The 15238-nt window shown below is 37.0% G+C and carries 14 protein-coding genes; 4 read left to right on the top strand and 10 right to left on the bottom strand.

Annotated elements, in window-relative coordinates; translation table 11 throughout:
* Positions 1–8: 8 nt before the first annotated feature.
* From ACW9JY_RS03720 to ACW9JY_RS03695, 6 genes are all read right to left on the bottom strand, one after another.
* Entirely contained in the window at positions 9–1745 is a 1737-nt protein-coding gene (locus tag ACW9JY_RS03720; protein ID WP_457283437.1) for an NADH-dependent [FeFe] hydrogenase, group A6, read from the bottom strand.
* A gap of 110 nt (positions 1746–1855) precedes the next feature.
* Positions 1856–3313 carry an NADH-ubiquinone oxidoreductase-F iron-sulfur binding region domain-containing protein gene (locus ACW9JY_RS03715; RefSeq protein WP_457283436.1) on the bottom strand — a complete coding sequence of 486 codons (1458 nt, stop codon included), beginning with the start codon at positions 3311–3313 and terminating at the stop codon, positions 1856–1858.
* Between the two features lie 13 nt (positions 3314–3326).
* Positions 3327–3701, bottom strand: coding sequence for a (2Fe-2S) ferredoxin domain-containing protein (locus ACW9JY_RS03710; RefSeq protein WP_457283435.1), 375 nt, complete (start codon positions 3699–3701; stop codon positions 3327–3329).
* Between the two features lie 14 nt (positions 3702–3715).
* Positions 3716–4225, bottom strand: a complete 510-nt coding sequence (locus ACW9JY_RS03705; protein WP_457283434.1) for an NADH-quinone oxidoreductase subunit NuoE family protein — start codon at positions 4223–4225, stop codon at positions 3716–3718.
* 316 nt (positions 4226–4541) lie between these two features.
* Complete coding sequence (locus ACW9JY_RS03700) at positions 4542–5687, bottom strand: Gfo/Idh/MocA family protein (RefSeq protein ID WP_457283433.1); 1146 nt, start codon at positions 5685–5687, stop codon at positions 4542–4544.
* 140 nt (positions 5688–5827) lie between these two features.
* The gene (locus ACW9JY_RS03695; RefSeq protein ID WP_457283432.1) at positions 5828–6922 is read right to left on the bottom strand and encodes a Gfo/Idh/MocA family protein; all 1095 of its coding nucleotides are present in this window, start codon (positions 6920–6922) and stop codon (positions 5828–5830) included.
* 153 nt (positions 6923–7075) lie between these two features.
* Between ACW9JY_RS03695 and ACW9JY_RS03690 the strand changes: the two genes are divergently transcribed.
* Positions 7076–7831 (top strand): SDR family NAD(P)-dependent oxidoreductase, encoded by a 756-nt coding sequence (locus ACW9JY_RS03690; protein WP_103076347.1) that lies wholly within the window; start codon positions 7076–7078, stop codon positions 7829–7831.
* A gap of 266 nt (positions 7832–8097) precedes the next feature.
* On the opposite strand, the gene ACW9JY_RS03685 is transcribed toward ACW9JY_RS03690, so the two are convergent.
* Positions 8098–8442, bottom strand: a complete 345-nt coding sequence (locus ACW9JY_RS03685; RefSeq protein WP_457283431.1) for a thioredoxin family protein — start codon at positions 8440–8442, stop codon at positions 8098–8100.
* Between the two features lie 197 nt (positions 8443–8639).
* Entirely contained in the window at positions 8640–9653 is a 1014-nt protein-coding gene (locus ACW9JY_RS03680; protein WP_457283430.1) for a permease, read from the bottom strand.
* Positions 9654–9949: 296 nt separating this feature from the next.
* Between ACW9JY_RS03680 and ackA the strand changes: the two genes are divergently transcribed.
* Complete coding sequence (ackA, locus tag ACW9JY_RS03675) at positions 9950–11155, top strand: acetate kinase (RefSeq protein ID WP_457283429.1); 1206 nt, start codon at positions 9950–9952, stop codon at positions 11153–11155.
* A 73-nt stretch (positions 11156–11228) separates the two neighbouring features.
* On the opposite strand, the gene metA is transcribed toward ackA, so the two are convergent.
* Both metA and ACW9JY_RS03665 read right to left on the bottom strand, forming a co-directional pair.
* Complete coding sequence (gene metA / locus ACW9JY_RS03670; protein WP_103076351.1) at positions 11229–12158, bottom strand: homoserine O-acetyltransferase MetA; 930 nt, start codon at positions 12156–12158, stop codon at positions 11229–11231.
* A gap of 48 nt (positions 12159–12206) precedes the next feature.
* A complete protein-coding gene (locus ACW9JY_RS03665) occupies positions 12207–13496 on the bottom strand; it encodes an O-acetylhomoserine aminocarboxypropyltransferase/cysteine synthase family protein (protein ID WP_457283428.1) in 1290 nt (429 codons plus the stop codon).
* Positions 13497–13857: 361 nt separating this feature from the next.
* Between ACW9JY_RS03665 and lspA the strand changes: the two genes are divergently transcribed.
* Together lspA and ACW9JY_RS03655 are read left to right on the top strand one after the other, a co-directional pair.
* Positions 13858–14301: a signal peptidase II gene (gene lspA, locus ACW9JY_RS03660; RefSeq protein ID WP_103076353.1), complete on the top strand. Its 444-nt coding sequence runs from the start codon at positions 13858–13860 to the stop codon at positions 14299–14301.
* Positions 14276–15235, top strand: coding sequence for an RluA family pseudouridine synthase (locus ACW9JY_RS03655; RefSeq protein WP_457283427.1), 960 nt, complete (start codon positions 14276–14278; stop codon positions 15233–15235). Before lspA ends, ACW9JY_RS03655 begins: the two co-directional genes overlap by 26 nt.
* Positions 15236–15238: the final 3 nt, after the last annotated feature.

Genomic DNA, 15238 nt, shown 5'->3' with positions numbered 1-15238 from the left:
TAGTTTTTTTAAAGCCATTCTCTTTCCATATAATGCGTATGCAACAATTGATGTGATTTTTCGCTTCCGGGCTTTCCTAAATATTCGTTGTATAGTCTAACAATTGATGGATTTTCATGGGACTTTCGAATTATCTTTGATTTGTCAACAACATTTAATGCCTCGATTCTCTTTTTAATCACGTTGAAATCACCATGATGGTACGGTTGTCCACCGCCTCCTACACAACCCCCTGGACAAGCCATAATTTCGATTAAATGAAATTCTATCTTTCCCGATTGAACGTCTTCCAAGAGTTTTCGTGCATTACCCAGGCCATAAGCAACTCCAACTCTTAATTTTTTACCATTAATTTCAACTTCTGCAACTCTTAGAGAGTCATATCCATGAAGCTGCTCAAATTCTACTTCTTTTAGTTCATTCCCAGTTATCCATTCATAAGCGGTTCTTAAAGCCGCCTCTGCAACTCCTCCTGTTCTACCAAAGATAGCCGCAGCACCGGTGGATTCTCCTAAAGGACTATCGTACTCCCTTTCTGGGACAGCTTTGAAATTAATTCCTGCTTCTTTGATCATTTTTGCCAGTTCTCTGGTAGTCAATACATAATCAACATCTCTGTATTCAGGTGATGCATTTATTTCTTCTCTAGCTGCTTCGTACTTTTTGGCTAAACAGGGCATTATGGATACAACGGTCATCTTTTTGGGATCAATATTATTTTTTTGTGCATAATAACTCTTCGCAATCGCCCCAAACATCTGTTGAGGAGACTTTGCAGAAGAAGGCATCTCGAGCAAGTCAGGGAATTGATGTTCAATAAATTTAACCCACCCTGGACAACAAGAAGTCAGCATGGGTAAAAAACCTCCATTTTCTAACCTTTCTTTGAACTCTGTAGCTTCCTCCATTATGGTTAAATCAGCTCCAAAATTGGTATCAAAGACCTTATCAAAACCCATTAATTTTAATGCACCAACCAACTTCCCGGTAGAGATAGTTCCAGGCTCGTAACCGAATTCTTCTGCTAATGCCACCCTCACCGCAGGAGCGGTTTGAACTACAACGTGCTTCTCTTCATTTTCCAATTCTTTCCATACTTCGCCGATGTAAGATCTTTCAACTAGCGCCCCTGTAGGACAAACCGCCACACATTGACCGCAGAACGTACAGGCCGTTTCTTCTAAAGGCATATCAAAAGAAGGCTTAACGACAGCACCAAAACCTCTATCTATTGCTGAAAGAACCCCAACGGTTTGAAATTCGTTACACATGGTTTCGCATCTTCTGCACATAATACATTTGTTCGGATCCCTGATTATTGCAGCAGATATATCAAGGTCGTAATTAGATGTTTTACCAAAATAAGGATTGTTCACAATGTTTAGTTCAGAGGCGATTTTTTGTAGTTCGCAATCACCATTTTTTGGACATTTTAAACAATCTTGTGGATGATCGGATAACAATAACTGAACAGCGGTTCTTCGAGCTTCTACTGCCATCCTGGAATGTGTTTTTATTTTCATTCCTTCAAATACGGGCGTTGTACAAGCTGGGGCTAAAGTTCTTCTACCTTCTATTTCAACCATACATACTCTACATGAAGAAGGCTTATTTTCGATATTAATATCCTTTAAGTTCATATAACAAAGTGTTGGTATATAACCCCCAAATTTTTGAACAGCCATTAAAACGGTATCTTTTTCGGAAGCTTCAAATTCATGGTCATTTATATATACTTTTGGCATTTATTATTTTTCCCTCCTAACCAAAAATTTTTTCCCTCTTGAAAAAATTTGATTTAGCGCCCCTTCGCTCCGCTCCCCACCCAGAAGGATGAAGGAGTTTTTAGCTATATTTATACTATTCTTATAGCGTTAAACCTGCATGTTGAGTAACAAGACCCGCATTTTATACACTTTTCTTGATCTATTGTATGAGGTTTTCTTAATTCACCTTGTATCGCTTCAGTAGGACATACCCTTGCACAGGCCGTACAACCTGTACAATTTTCTGGAATTATTTCGTACCTTATTAAATTTTTACATACGCCAGCTCGACAGTTTCTATCCAATATATGTTCTTTATATTCATCCGCAAAATACCTATAAGTAGAGAGGATCGGATTTGGGGCAGTTTGTCCTAAACCACATAAAGAGCCATTTTTTACGACATTAGCCAAAGTTAACATATGATCGAGATCTTCCAATTGAGCATTCCCAGAAGTTATTTTTTCCAAAATCTCTAAAAGTCTTACGTTTCCCACACGGCATGTAGTACACTTACCACAGGATTCATCAACTGTAAATTGAAGATAGAATTTTGCAACATCTACCATACAAGTATCTTCATCCATTACAATCATTCCACCAGAACCCATCATCGAGCCTAGTGTTTGAAGGCTGTCGTAGTCTATAGGGGTATCGAGGTATTCTTCGGGAATGCACCCTCCCGAAGGACCTCCCGTTTGAACAGCTTTGAACTTTTTATCCCCCTTGATCCCTCCACCTATATCAAAGATTATCTCTCTTAAAGTTGTCCCCATTGGAACCTCAACGAGACCAACCTTTTTAACGTCTCCAGCAAGTGCAAACACTTTTGTTCCTGGAGAATTTTCTGTTCCGTATTGTTTGAACCAATCGGCTCCATTGAGTATTATAGGTGCTATATTTGCAAGTGTTTCAACGTTGTTTATCACGGTCGGCTTTTTCCATAAACCGCTATTGGCAGGAAAAGGCGGTTTGTTGGTTGGCTCACCACGAAGACCTTCTATCGAATGAATCAAAGCGGTCTCTTCACCACAGACAAAAGCCCCGGCTCCCAGTCTGATCTCTATATCAAAAGAAAAATCACTCTCTAAAATATTCTCTCCTAGCAATCCATAATTTTTAGCTTGTGAAATAGCAACTTTTAACCTAGCAACAGCCAAAGGATACTCTGCTCTTATGTAAATAATCCCTTTTTGAGCACCAATTGCATACCCAGCTATAGCCATACCTTCTAACACAGAGTGGGGATCTCCCTCTAATACTGATCTATCCATAAATGCCCCAGGATCTCCTTCATCAGCATTACATATTACGTATTTTTCGTCTCCTTTAGCTTGCATAGCGAATTTCCATTTCAAACCGGTTGGAAACCCACCACCACCTCTACCTCTCAAATTTGAATCTAAAACTGTTTGAACTACTTCTTCTCTTTTTGAGTTAAGCGCTTTTGCTAGGGCTAAATAACCGTTATTTTTTAAATAATCTTCAATGTTTTCAGGATCAATATTTCCAGCGTTTCTTAAAACGATTCTCACTTGTTCAGGCATCGTTTTACCTCCCTCAAATTGCTTTTTTGTGGGTTTCCTCTATCAACAATTCTTCTGCGATTTTTCCTTCCACTAAATGAGTTTTTACAAGATCTTTTACTCTCGATTTCGTAACGTTACCATACAATACTGGTTCTTTGCCAGGTTCATTAACTTCTACTGTTGGCTCAGCATAGCAGTACCCTAAACATCCTGTCTTAATAACTTCAATATTTTCTAATTTTTCTTCTTCTACCTCTTTTAGAAGCTCTTCATAAGTTTCATCAGCTCCTGCTGAGATACCACAAGTCCCCAAAGCAACTTTTAATACAATTTTATTCTTATTTTCTTTTTCTTTGAGTTCATTTATCAACGATTCTAATTGCTCTAAACTATTTAATTTAGGCATGGAAAAACCTCCTATTAACTATTTTTCTCTTTGGCTCTATACTCTCTAATTATTTTTCTTACATCGTTTCTTTTAAGTCTCCCATGTACTTTTTCCCCTATTTTTACCACCGGTGCCAAACCACAAGCACCTAAACACCTAACCGGATGAATGGAAAATAATCCATCCTCGGTTACCTCTTCTTCCTCAACATTTAAAATCTTTTTGAATTCGTCTAAGATTTCATTTGCTCCTCCCACGTAACAAGCTGTTCCTAAGCACACGCTTATAGGATACTTACCTTTAGGTTTTGTGGAGAAAAAATTATAGAAAGTCACAACACCATAAACTTGAGAAGAAGGGATCTTCAGTTTTTTGGCCACTAATTTTTGTACTTCATTTGGGATATATCCTAAATTTTCTTGAACTTTATGCAAAACTTCAATCAGAAAACTTCTTCTTTCTTCTTCGGTTTTGTTCGTCAAATCGAGTGAATTAAGATAAGTTTCGATGTCCTTTAATTTGTTCTCAAGAAGTCCATCCATTCATTTCTTCCTCCTCGTATAATTAGGTTTTATTACACATATAGCGTCCCTTTTGCCCCGCTCCCCACCCAGAAGGATGAAGAAACTTTACCCCTTTCACCCCACTGCCCACCCTTCTATGGAAGGGACCTTCGGTCCCTTAAATCCTGTAGCCTACGCATAAAGAAGGGGAAAGTTTCTGACCACACACATAAGGAAACAAGTTAAAAAATTCACTAATAATATACCTGATTAATTATACCATTTTTTATCTTTTGGTAATTTAATAAAATTTAAACCGCTTTTTACTTTTTTCAGAAATCGAAACAAAATAATCTTAAAATTCTACCCAACTAAAGCCTTTTTCTGAACTTTCTACACACCTTTCTATAAACCGCATTCCCTCCACTCCGTCTTCTACAGTGGGGAAATCTAAGTCTCTTTGTTCTAAAAGTTCTCCTTTTTTCTTTTTTGTAATTGCGCTTATAAACTTATCGTATACCCTTGCAAATGCTTCAACGTAACCTTCCTGATGCCCACCAGGAGTCACATAATCGTTTTTAATAAAATCATCAACCTCTTCGCTTCCCCTTGATAAAGTTATAAAAGGGTGGTTAACTTTTGAGATCTTTAAATAATTTGCGTGCTCTTGTGACCATTCTATAGATCCTTTTGTTCCATATATACCGATATCTAAAGTATTTTCATGGCCCATAGCAATTTGAGATGTCCAGTATATGCCTTCTGCCCCATTATCATAATTTATTAGTATAGATGCATTATCGTCTAGCCTATCTGGCTCAACAAACTTGTCCATTCTGGCATTTAAGGACTTTATCTTCAACCCTGTTAAAAAAGAAACTACGCTTTCCACATGTACCCCTATATCAGCGACACAGTTGGATACACCCGAAACTTTTGGATCCGATCTCCACTCGTGGCGAGAATTTTTACCGGCAAAGGGAACCTTTGCCATCCACTCACTTAGGTATCGAGCATTGATAAATCTAATCTCGCCTATTTCCCCTCTTTTAATTAACTCTCTGGCGTATCTTAACATTGAATAACCTGTAAAGGTGTAAGCAACCGCAAAAAGTAGATTGTTTTTTCTTGCCAACTGTTTTAGCTCTTCAGCTTCTTTTAGAGTTATGGTTAACGGCTTTTCACACATCACATTTATTCCAGATTCTAAAAATTTTTTTGCGACTTCATAATGTGAACTGTTGGGTGTGACAATGGATACAAAATCTATTTTGTCGGCCCTTTTAGACTCCTCCTCAGCCATTTCTTCATAATTTTTATACAATCTTTTCTCATCTATTTTTAACTCTTTGCCTGTTGCCAAAGTGTTTTTGAAGTTTCTTGAAAAACTTCCACAGACTAATTCTGCCTTCCCGTGCAGATTTATAGCTTTTCTGTGGACTATACCTATTTGAGAGTCTTTACTTCCTCCTACCATTCCATAAGTCAGTCTTTTGAACATATTTTACCCCTCCTCTTAGTTGAAATTTTTACTTTCTTTAGCATCTCTAACCTTTCTTTAGCGCCCTTTCACCCCGCTCCCCACCCATAAGGATAAAGGAATATGGGTTTGCCCCGAAGTGCACCCTATCGAGTTTGGTTTTAAAACTTTACCCAAACGCTCCCATTTTTTGAACTTTCTACACATTTTTCAATAAAACTCATCCCTCTTAATCCCGCATTTACACTTTGAAAATGGGCATTATCGTTGGTTATAATTTCACCGTTCTTCTTATTTATTAAATCGGTGATAAACATGGAATAAGTATTTTTGAAACCTATGTTCGTTCCAGGAATTTCATTCACATTTTGAACTATCTCTTCTTTTTGGTCTTCACGCAAAATCGTTAATTTGTTTGCTTGATTAAAACTCCATTTCAATGTAGCTTCTGAACCAAACACAGAAACACTAAAATTGTTGTTCTCTCCAACAGCAATTTGAGACATAAAAAGTAATCCCTTACTTTTATCTTTGAAATTTATCATCACAGTGGAATTATCTTCCAATTTTCTTGATTCACCGAAAGTATCAAGGCGTGCACACAAACTATCGATCTCTTTTCCAGTAAGATATGAAACCATGTTTTCCACATGACTGCCTATGTCGGCTGTAGTATTAGCCAAACCACTTTGGTTTGGATCCAACCTCCATTGGGCTTGTTTGTTTTCATCTTCGATCTTTTTTGCAAGCCATCCTTGAATATATTGTACATTAACGAATCTTATTTCACCTAACTCACCTTTTTCTATTTTGTTCCTCGCTAACGAGACCATCGGATATCCCACGTATGAATACGTTACACACACCAAAAGATCGTTATCATCTGCTAACTGTTTTAGCTCCTGGGCTTCTTTTACTGTTGTTGTCAGTGGTTTATCGCAGACAACATTTATACCTTTTTCTAAGAAGGCTTTAGCTATTTCATAATGGGAAGCATTCGGAGTAGCAATAACGACAAAATCAATTTTATTTTTCTTTTTGCTCTCCTCTTCGACCATTTCCAAGTAATTTTCATACAATCTATCTTTCTTTATGCCCCATTTTTTGCCTGTTTTTAATGTTTTTTTATAATCCCTTGAAAAACAGCCACTAACTATGCTTGCCCTTCCATCTGATAATATTGCATTTCTATGTGCCTCACCTATCATAGAATCTATGGATCCACCAACCATTCCGTAGGTTATTTTTTTTGACATAATACACCTCCATAAAAAGATTTCTTTTTAATATTTTAACATAAATGCTTTTTCTTTTAAAAAAATATGGTATAATTTAGATACGATTAATTTAGTCGTTTTTATTTATCGTTAATTGTGAAAATATTCACAGTAAAAGGAGGGATTCATATTATGGCAGGAAGATTGGAAGGGAAAGTTGCTATTATTACAGGAGCCGCAAGAGGAATGGGAAGAGCTGAAGCTGAACTCTTTGCAAAAGAAGGGGCAAAGGTTGTTGTTGCAGATATTTTAGAGAACGAAGCAAAAGAGGTAGCAGATAAAATCAACAAAGATGGATTTGAAGCAATGGCTGTAAAACTTGATGTTACAAAAGCTGATGAATGGAAAAAAGTTGTTGAACAGGTAACAGAGAAATGGGGTAAGGTAGATGTTTTAGTAAACAATGCCGGTATTTTAAGCATGAATGGAGTAGAAAACGCCTCAGAAGAAGAATGGGATCGTGTAATGAACATAAACGCAAAGAGCCAATTTTTAGGTATAAAGTACGTGTTACCCGCAATGAAGAAAGTAACAAAGGGTTCTATAATCAATATTTCTTCTATTTATGGACTCATAGGTAGTGGAGCTGCTGTGGCGTACCATGCTTCAAAAGGTGCTTCAAGATTGTTAACAAAAACAGTTGCTGCTGAACTTGCTAAATACAACATTAGAGTAAATTCTATACATCCTGGTGTAATAAGAACACCGATGACTGACGAACTGTTAAAAGATGAACAATCCGCTAAAGAACTCCTTGGAACTACCGTATTGGGTAGACCTGCTGAACCTGAAGAAGTTGCCAATGGAGCATTATTCTTGGCTTCCGATGAATCCTCGTTCATGACAGGTTCTGAATTGGTTATTGATGGAGGATATACTGCATTATAATTATGAACCGTAGTATAAAAACATCCGCGTGAAGCGGATGTTTTTTATGTGCGCCCAGCATAGATGCACATATATAGGTTTGCTCACAGCAGACCTTTTATATCTTCGGGTGGAAAACTGAACCGGAGCTTGGGGTTGTCTTTCAAAAGCTTAAAAATTTATTCAGTATTCAAAAACTGCTAAATAACATGTGCTACGACGGGTTCTTTGTGCAACAACCTGCTAACGAAATCTGTGACACGGCTTGCCAATTTCATTCATCTTTTTCATGACCTAACTTTTTGAAGAATCTCCACTATCTCTTCTGTTTTTAAAACTTTACCATAAGAAACCACTTTCCCCTCCACAACGAGAGCAGGGGTTGCCATAACACCATAAGCCGCAATTTCCGAAAAATCTGTTACATGGTCAATCGTCGTATCCATACCAAGCTTCTGGAGAGCCCCTTTTGTTGCCGCTTCAAGTTGATTGCATTTCGGACATCCGCTTCCAAGTATTTTAACGCTAGCACTCCCAGTTTTAGCATGTTGTGGCTTTGCCATGCCTCCTGTATCATGGTTTTCTCCGTAGCAGGATGTTGTTTCTTTCTTTTTCTTTTCAAATAGTGACATTTTTATTACACTCCTTTTTATTCATTTTTTGTTGTTTAATTGATAACAACTATTTGGAATCTTTTCCAACATATAATTGGATTATAGACACAATTGAACCTTGTGTGGTACAACACCTTGTGATGTAAATGCCACACTCCATACAGATCGTATAATCAATAGCTGGACACTAAGTTTTTTACTTATATTTTTTTCTACTATACGATCAATCCTTGAATAGCGTTAAAAAAATAACCTACAATAATGATACCCATGGTGCAGATTGCGATAAATAGTGCCAAGAGCTCCGTTTTGACAGCTTTGCGCAACATAATCATAGATGGTATAGACAGCGTTGTGACCGCCATCATAAACGAAAGAACGGTGCCGAGATCAGCACCTTTAGATAATAGAGCTTCTGCAATTGGGATGACACCAAAGATGTCAGCATACATCGGTATACCGACAAGTGTGGCTAAAACGACTCCAAACGGATTTTTACTACCGAGCACGGCGTTAATCCATTCCCCGGGAATCCAGTTGTGAATAATGGCGCCAATGCCTACACCGATCAGAATATATGGAAACACCTTTTTAAAGGTGGACAGTATTTGGTCCTTAGAGTAAACCAGTCTATCCTTTCTCGTCAGGTTGGGTGCTTCTATATCTACATTTCCAGCCATTATAATAAAGCTTTCAACGTACTTTCCCATTCGTAACTTTTCTATAACCGTACCACCTACTACCGCGATAATCAATCCGAGTATTACATACACGACCGCGACTTTTGCTCCGAAAATACTCATAAGCAGAAGCAGTGAACCTAGGTCGACCATGGGGGAAGAGATAAGAAACGAGAAAGTTACCCCCACAGGAAGCCCTGCAGATGTAAATCCGATAAACAAAGGAATGGATGAACAAGAACAAAAAGGCGTTACCGTGCCTAGTAAAGCCGCGACGGAGTTAGCGCCAACACCTTGGAATCGACCTAATATTTTCTTACTCCGTTCTGGTGGAAAAAAGCTTTGAATGTAACTGATAAAGAAAATCAGTAAACACAGCAGTATGATTATCTTAATGACATCATATAGGAAAAACTCGATGCTACCACCTATGCGGGTAGATGTATCTACTCCTAGACCTGAAAGGATATTTTCAATCAAGGTATTAAGCCATTTCATGCCAAGAAACTGATATTGAATAAATTCCCAAATCTCTTTTAATATTTGCATTCTAGGAAAACCTCACATATAATAATAACACATCAAAAATATTTGATGTGTTATTATTATATGAGTAAAATCAAAATTTGTCAATATGTTGTGATTATAATCTTCAACTAGGACTTATAGCACAGGTGTTACACACTGTCCAGAAAGAGAATGTTTTTTATATGTTAGATCATAATTAGCTGCTATCAAAATAAATTATTGCAATTTATTATTCTTGAATGCATTTTATTTGAAATTTTTCCTATATTGTTGTATAATTTAACGGTTAAAAAATCGTTTGCGCGAGGAGGAAAAACATGAAGGTTTTAGTGATCAACTCAGGTAGTTCTTCAATTAAATATCAACTTCTTGAAATGGATACAGAAAAAGTTTTAGCCAAAGGATTAGTCGAAAGAATAGGTATAGAAGGATCAAGAATCATCCACAGAAAAAACGAAGAAAAATATGTTATAGAGAAGGTTATAAAAAATCATGAAGAAGGATTAAAAGAAGTTTTAGATCTCTTAACTTCTGAAGATTACAAGGTCATTTCGTCTCTAAACGAAATAGATGCGGTTGGACACAGAGTGGTGCACGGGGGCGAACGATTTTCTTCTTCTGTTATTATTGATAAGGAGTCTTTGGATGCAATTGAAATGATGTCATTTTTGGCACCTTTGCACAATCCAGCAAATGTCATGGGAATAAAGGCGGCGATGGAGCTTCTACCCAATGTTCCACAAATTGCGGTATTTGATACTTCTTTCCACCAAACTATGCCAAAGATTTCTTTCTTGTATGCAATTCCTTATGAGTACTACGAAAAATACAAGATACGGCGTTATGGGTTCCACGGCACAAGCCATAAATATGTTTCAAGAAGGGCGGCTGAGATATTGGGAAAAGATATAAAAACTCTTAAAATCATAACCTCACACATTGGAAACGGGGCATCCATTGCCGCTGTAAAAAATGGTGAATCTTTCGACACTTCAATGGGATTCACTCCTTTAGAGGGTTTAGTTATGGGAACAAGAAGTGGGGATATAGATCCTGCCATCGTTTCATTTTTGGCTCAAGAAGAGGGATTAACAGCAAAAGAAGTAGTAGAAATATTGAACAATAAAAGTGGAGTCTATGGAATAACGAAAGGTTTCTCAAGTGATATGAGGGATATTGAAGATAAAGCATTAGAAGGAGACAAAGTTTGTCGGCTTGCACTTGATATTTATGAGTATAGGATAGCCAAGTATATTGGAGCTTATGCGGCAGCGATGAACGGGGTAGATGTTATCGTGTTTACCGCTGGTGTAGGAGAGAATTCTCCAGTAACAAGGGAAGAAATATGTGAAAAGTATTTAACTTATCTTGGTGTAAAGATAGATAAAGAGAAAAATAATTTTAAAGGCTTAGAAAGGGTCATAAGTACTCCTGATTCTAAGGTTGAGGTGCTGGTAGTTCCTACAAACGAAGAGCTTATGATAGCAAGAGAAACAAAAGAATTGGTTTCAACCAAAAATTAAATTCTAAAATATTGTATAAAGTTAATGAAACTGTAGAGCAACTAATAGGTTAGCTCTACAGTTTTTTTGATTCTTAAAAAATTGCTTCGTCAATATTATCAAGGTTGTATGGGGTTTGTTGATAAACATAGTAATTTAACCAATTGTTGAATAAAATATAAGCATGACTTCGCCATCTTACTACGGGACGTTTTTCTGGATCATCATGTGGGAAGTAGTTCACAGGGATATCAATGTCCATACCTTTTTCTAAATCACGATAGTATTCTTTTTTTAAAACCTCTGGATCGTATTCCGGGTGTCCTGTAACAAAAACTTGCCTACCATCTTTTCTTTCAACTAAATAAACACCAGCTTTTTTAGATTCAGCTAGGATTATTAGTTCTTTTATAGGTTCAATATCTTCCCTTTTAATCTGGGTATGTCTAGAATGAGGAACCCAAAACGTATCATCAAAACCTCTAACCAATGGCGAGTCTTCACAACTTACCGAATGCTCGAATACACCGAATATCTTCTTTGATACATGATATTTGTTTATACCATAATGATAGTACAACCCCGCTTGAGCACCCCAACAAATATGAAGAGTAGAGAACACATTTTTCTTTGACCATTCCATCACTTCTTTCAGCTCTTCCCAATAATCCACTTGTTCAAAATCAAGAGTTTCAACGGGGGCCCCTGTAATGATTAATCCATCAAACTTTCTGTGATTTATCTGATCAAAAGATTTATAAAAGGTGTCTAAGTACTCTTGCGATACGTTTTTGTGGCTATGTGATACCATCTTTAAAAGCACTACATTTACTTGCAAAGGGGTGTTTCCTAACAAGCGCAATAATTGAGTTTCGGCAACTATCTTGTTCGGCATTAGATTCAAAATAACAATCTCTAAAGGTCTTATATCTTGATGTATCGCCCTCTCTTCAGTCATTAGAAATATGTTTTCTTTTCTCAATACATCTGCAGCAGGTAAGTTTTCAGGTATTTTTATAGGCACTTTTAACACTCCTTTCGTTCTGTCCCGGATGAACTTAAAAAATGGTTATTAATTATTAGTCGCTTTAGTTAGAGCTGAATCAATATCCTCAATCAAATCATCTATGTCTTCTATCCCAACGGATAGTCTAATCATATCAGGACTTACCCCAGAAGCCAACTGTTCTTCTTCACTTAACTGCCCATGCGTAGTACTAGCCGGATGAACGGCGAGTGATCGAACATCCCCAACATTAGCAACATGGGAAAATATTCTTAACCCTTCAATAAATCTTTTCCCTGCTTCTACTCCACCTTTTACTCCAAAGGAAAGCATGCCTCCAAAACCATGTTTTAGATATTTAACTGCATTTTTATGAGTTTTATGATTTTTCAATCCCGGATAATTTACCCAGCTCACCCTCGAATCCTCGGATAGAAATTCTGCAATTTTCATTGCGTTAGAACAATGTCTTTCCATTCTCAAACTCAATGTTTCAATGCCTTGCAATATTAAAAAAGAATTGAAAGGACTTATTGAAGCACCTAGATCTCTTAACCATTGGGAACGAGCTTTCGAGATATAGGCAGAGTTGCCAAATCTTTTATAAAAGCTTATCCCATGAAAAGCAGGGTCTTCTTCAGTTAACATACCGAATTTACCATTGTTCCAGTCGAAATTTCCACTATCAACGATAATTCCACCAATTGAATTACCGTGCCCGTTCAAATATTTGGTTAAAGAGTGAACAACGATATCAGCACCAAATTCGAAAGGTTTGCACAGGTAAGGTGTGGCGAAGGTGTTATCTACGATCAAAGGAATACCATTCTCATGAGCTATCTTAGAAATCCGCTCAAAATCAGGTACAGAAAGTTCGGGATTCCCGATAGTTTCCACATAAACCGCCTTTGTCCGATTATTTATATTATTTTTCAAGCTATCCATATCGTCAATATCAAAGAAGTTGGGCTTTATTCCAAATTTACTCAAAGAATTTTTAAATAATGTGAAAGTTCCACCATACAAAGAGCTTGCTGTAAGTATTTCATCTCCTTCTTCCATAATGTTTAACACCGCAATCGCTTCTGCAGCTTGCCCCGAGGAAGTGGCTAAAGCACCTACACCACCTTCCAAAGCAGCAACTCTTTTCTCCAACACATCGGTCGTTGGGTTCATTATACGTGTATATATATTCCCGGATTCTTCCATGTTGAAAAGCCTAAGGGCATGAGCTGAGTCTTCAAAGGTATAAGATGAAGTCTGGTAAATTGGTACTACGTTAGCCCCGGTGGTCGGCTCTTTTTCAAAACCCGCATGAATCATTAAAGTATCAAAGTTATGATTTCTTTCTTCCATGTTTTTCCTCCTCATTTGTTTAAAATTATAGTGATTTGAGAAACTCTAAAACTTGTGTTAGCGCCCCTTTGCCCCGCTCCCCACCCAGAAGGATGAAAGAGTTTCAACACCTTTGCCCCGTTCTGCCCACCCTTCTAAGGAAGGGGCCTGTACCCCATGAGACCAGGGTTCCCAACCATTATGGGCGGGACCTGCGGCCCCAAGTCCAGCAGGAGTGAAGGCTCCACCCCTATATGTTTGAAGTAAGGCTTCTGTCAACAGCCAGATTAATGAGATTTTTAACGGTAAAGTGACAATTTTTACCTCTAAAGTGTTATAATCAATAACGGTTATGATCAAGGAAAAAGAAAGGGCTGAGTAAATGAATTGGGTTATACCTATTATTATCTTTTTTGACCAATTAACTAAAAAACTTTCAGAAACGTTTCTTCTAGAGAATACCATTAAAATTGGATTTTTTCAATTGACTTATGTTGAAAACACAGGCATCGCCTTTGGACTTTTTAAAGGCATGGCTTTGTTTCATGGAATCTTCTCTACACTAATAGTAATTTTTCTTTTTATCTTAAAAGAAAAATATAAGTTTTTTAATACTTCATTTGACTTGGGTATCACTTTTATCATAGGAGGAGCTTTAGGTAATATCTTTGATAGAATCAGGTTAGGATACGTTGTAGATATGATATATTGGCCAAATTTTTCTATATTCAACGTAGCTGATATATTCGTGACTTTTGGTGGCGTGATTTTATTATACCATTTTTTTAAAAGGAGCAAATATGGAAAAAAGAATGTACAAAGTTGAAAAAGAAGATGAACAAAAAAGGCTCGACGTATACATCGTCGAAAAAATGCCTATTGAAATTTCTAGGAATCTCATCCAAAACGCCATAACTAAAGGACAAATTACCGTCAACGGATCTCAAAAGAAACCTCATTACAAAGTTAAACAAGGCGACGAAATTCAAATAGATTTTCATGAAGTGGTAGAAGAAACCAAAGAAGAGGAAATCTTACCAGAAAATATACCATTGAATATACTGTATGAAGATGAGGAATTAATCGTCATTAACAAACCTGCTGGTTTGATAGTACATCCAACATCGAGTATTAAAACTGGTACTTTGGTTAACGCCCTAATGTACCATGTAAAGGATCTTGACAAAAAGATGCAAGATCCTAATAGATTAGGAATTGTTCATAGATTGGACAAAGAAACCTCTGGTGTGTTGGTCGTAGCAAAAAATGCTTTTTCACACCACTTACTTTCAAAAGAATTCAAAGAAAGAAAGACAATGAAATACTATTTAGCCCTAATTGAAGGAACACTGAAAGAAAAAGAAGGAGAAATAAACTTACCTTTGGGAAGACATCCTATTTTAAGGCACAAAAGGGCTGTTGTGTACAACGGAAGAGAAGCGTTAACTGAATACAAAGTGTTAAAAGAATTTGGAGATCTTGCCACGTTGGTTTGGATAAGGCTTAAAACAGGAAGAACCCATCAAATCAGAGTGCATTTCAAATACATCGGTAATCCAGTAATCGGGGATTCTTTGTATGGAAAAAATAAAATAGTAAAGAATCTTCAAATACCTGTAGACAGACAAATGCTCCATGCATTGAAATTAGCTTTTTACCACCCAAAAAGTAACGAATGGATGGAATTTTTGGCTCCCTTACCTGATGATTTTAAAAATCTGTTGATCACTCTAACAAACCTAAAAGGGCGAAATTCTTGACGG

It is taken from the genome of Petrotoga sp. DB-2 (genome assembly GCF_054051725.1).
This window is presented reverse-complemented; position numbering and strand designations above follow the sequence as displayed.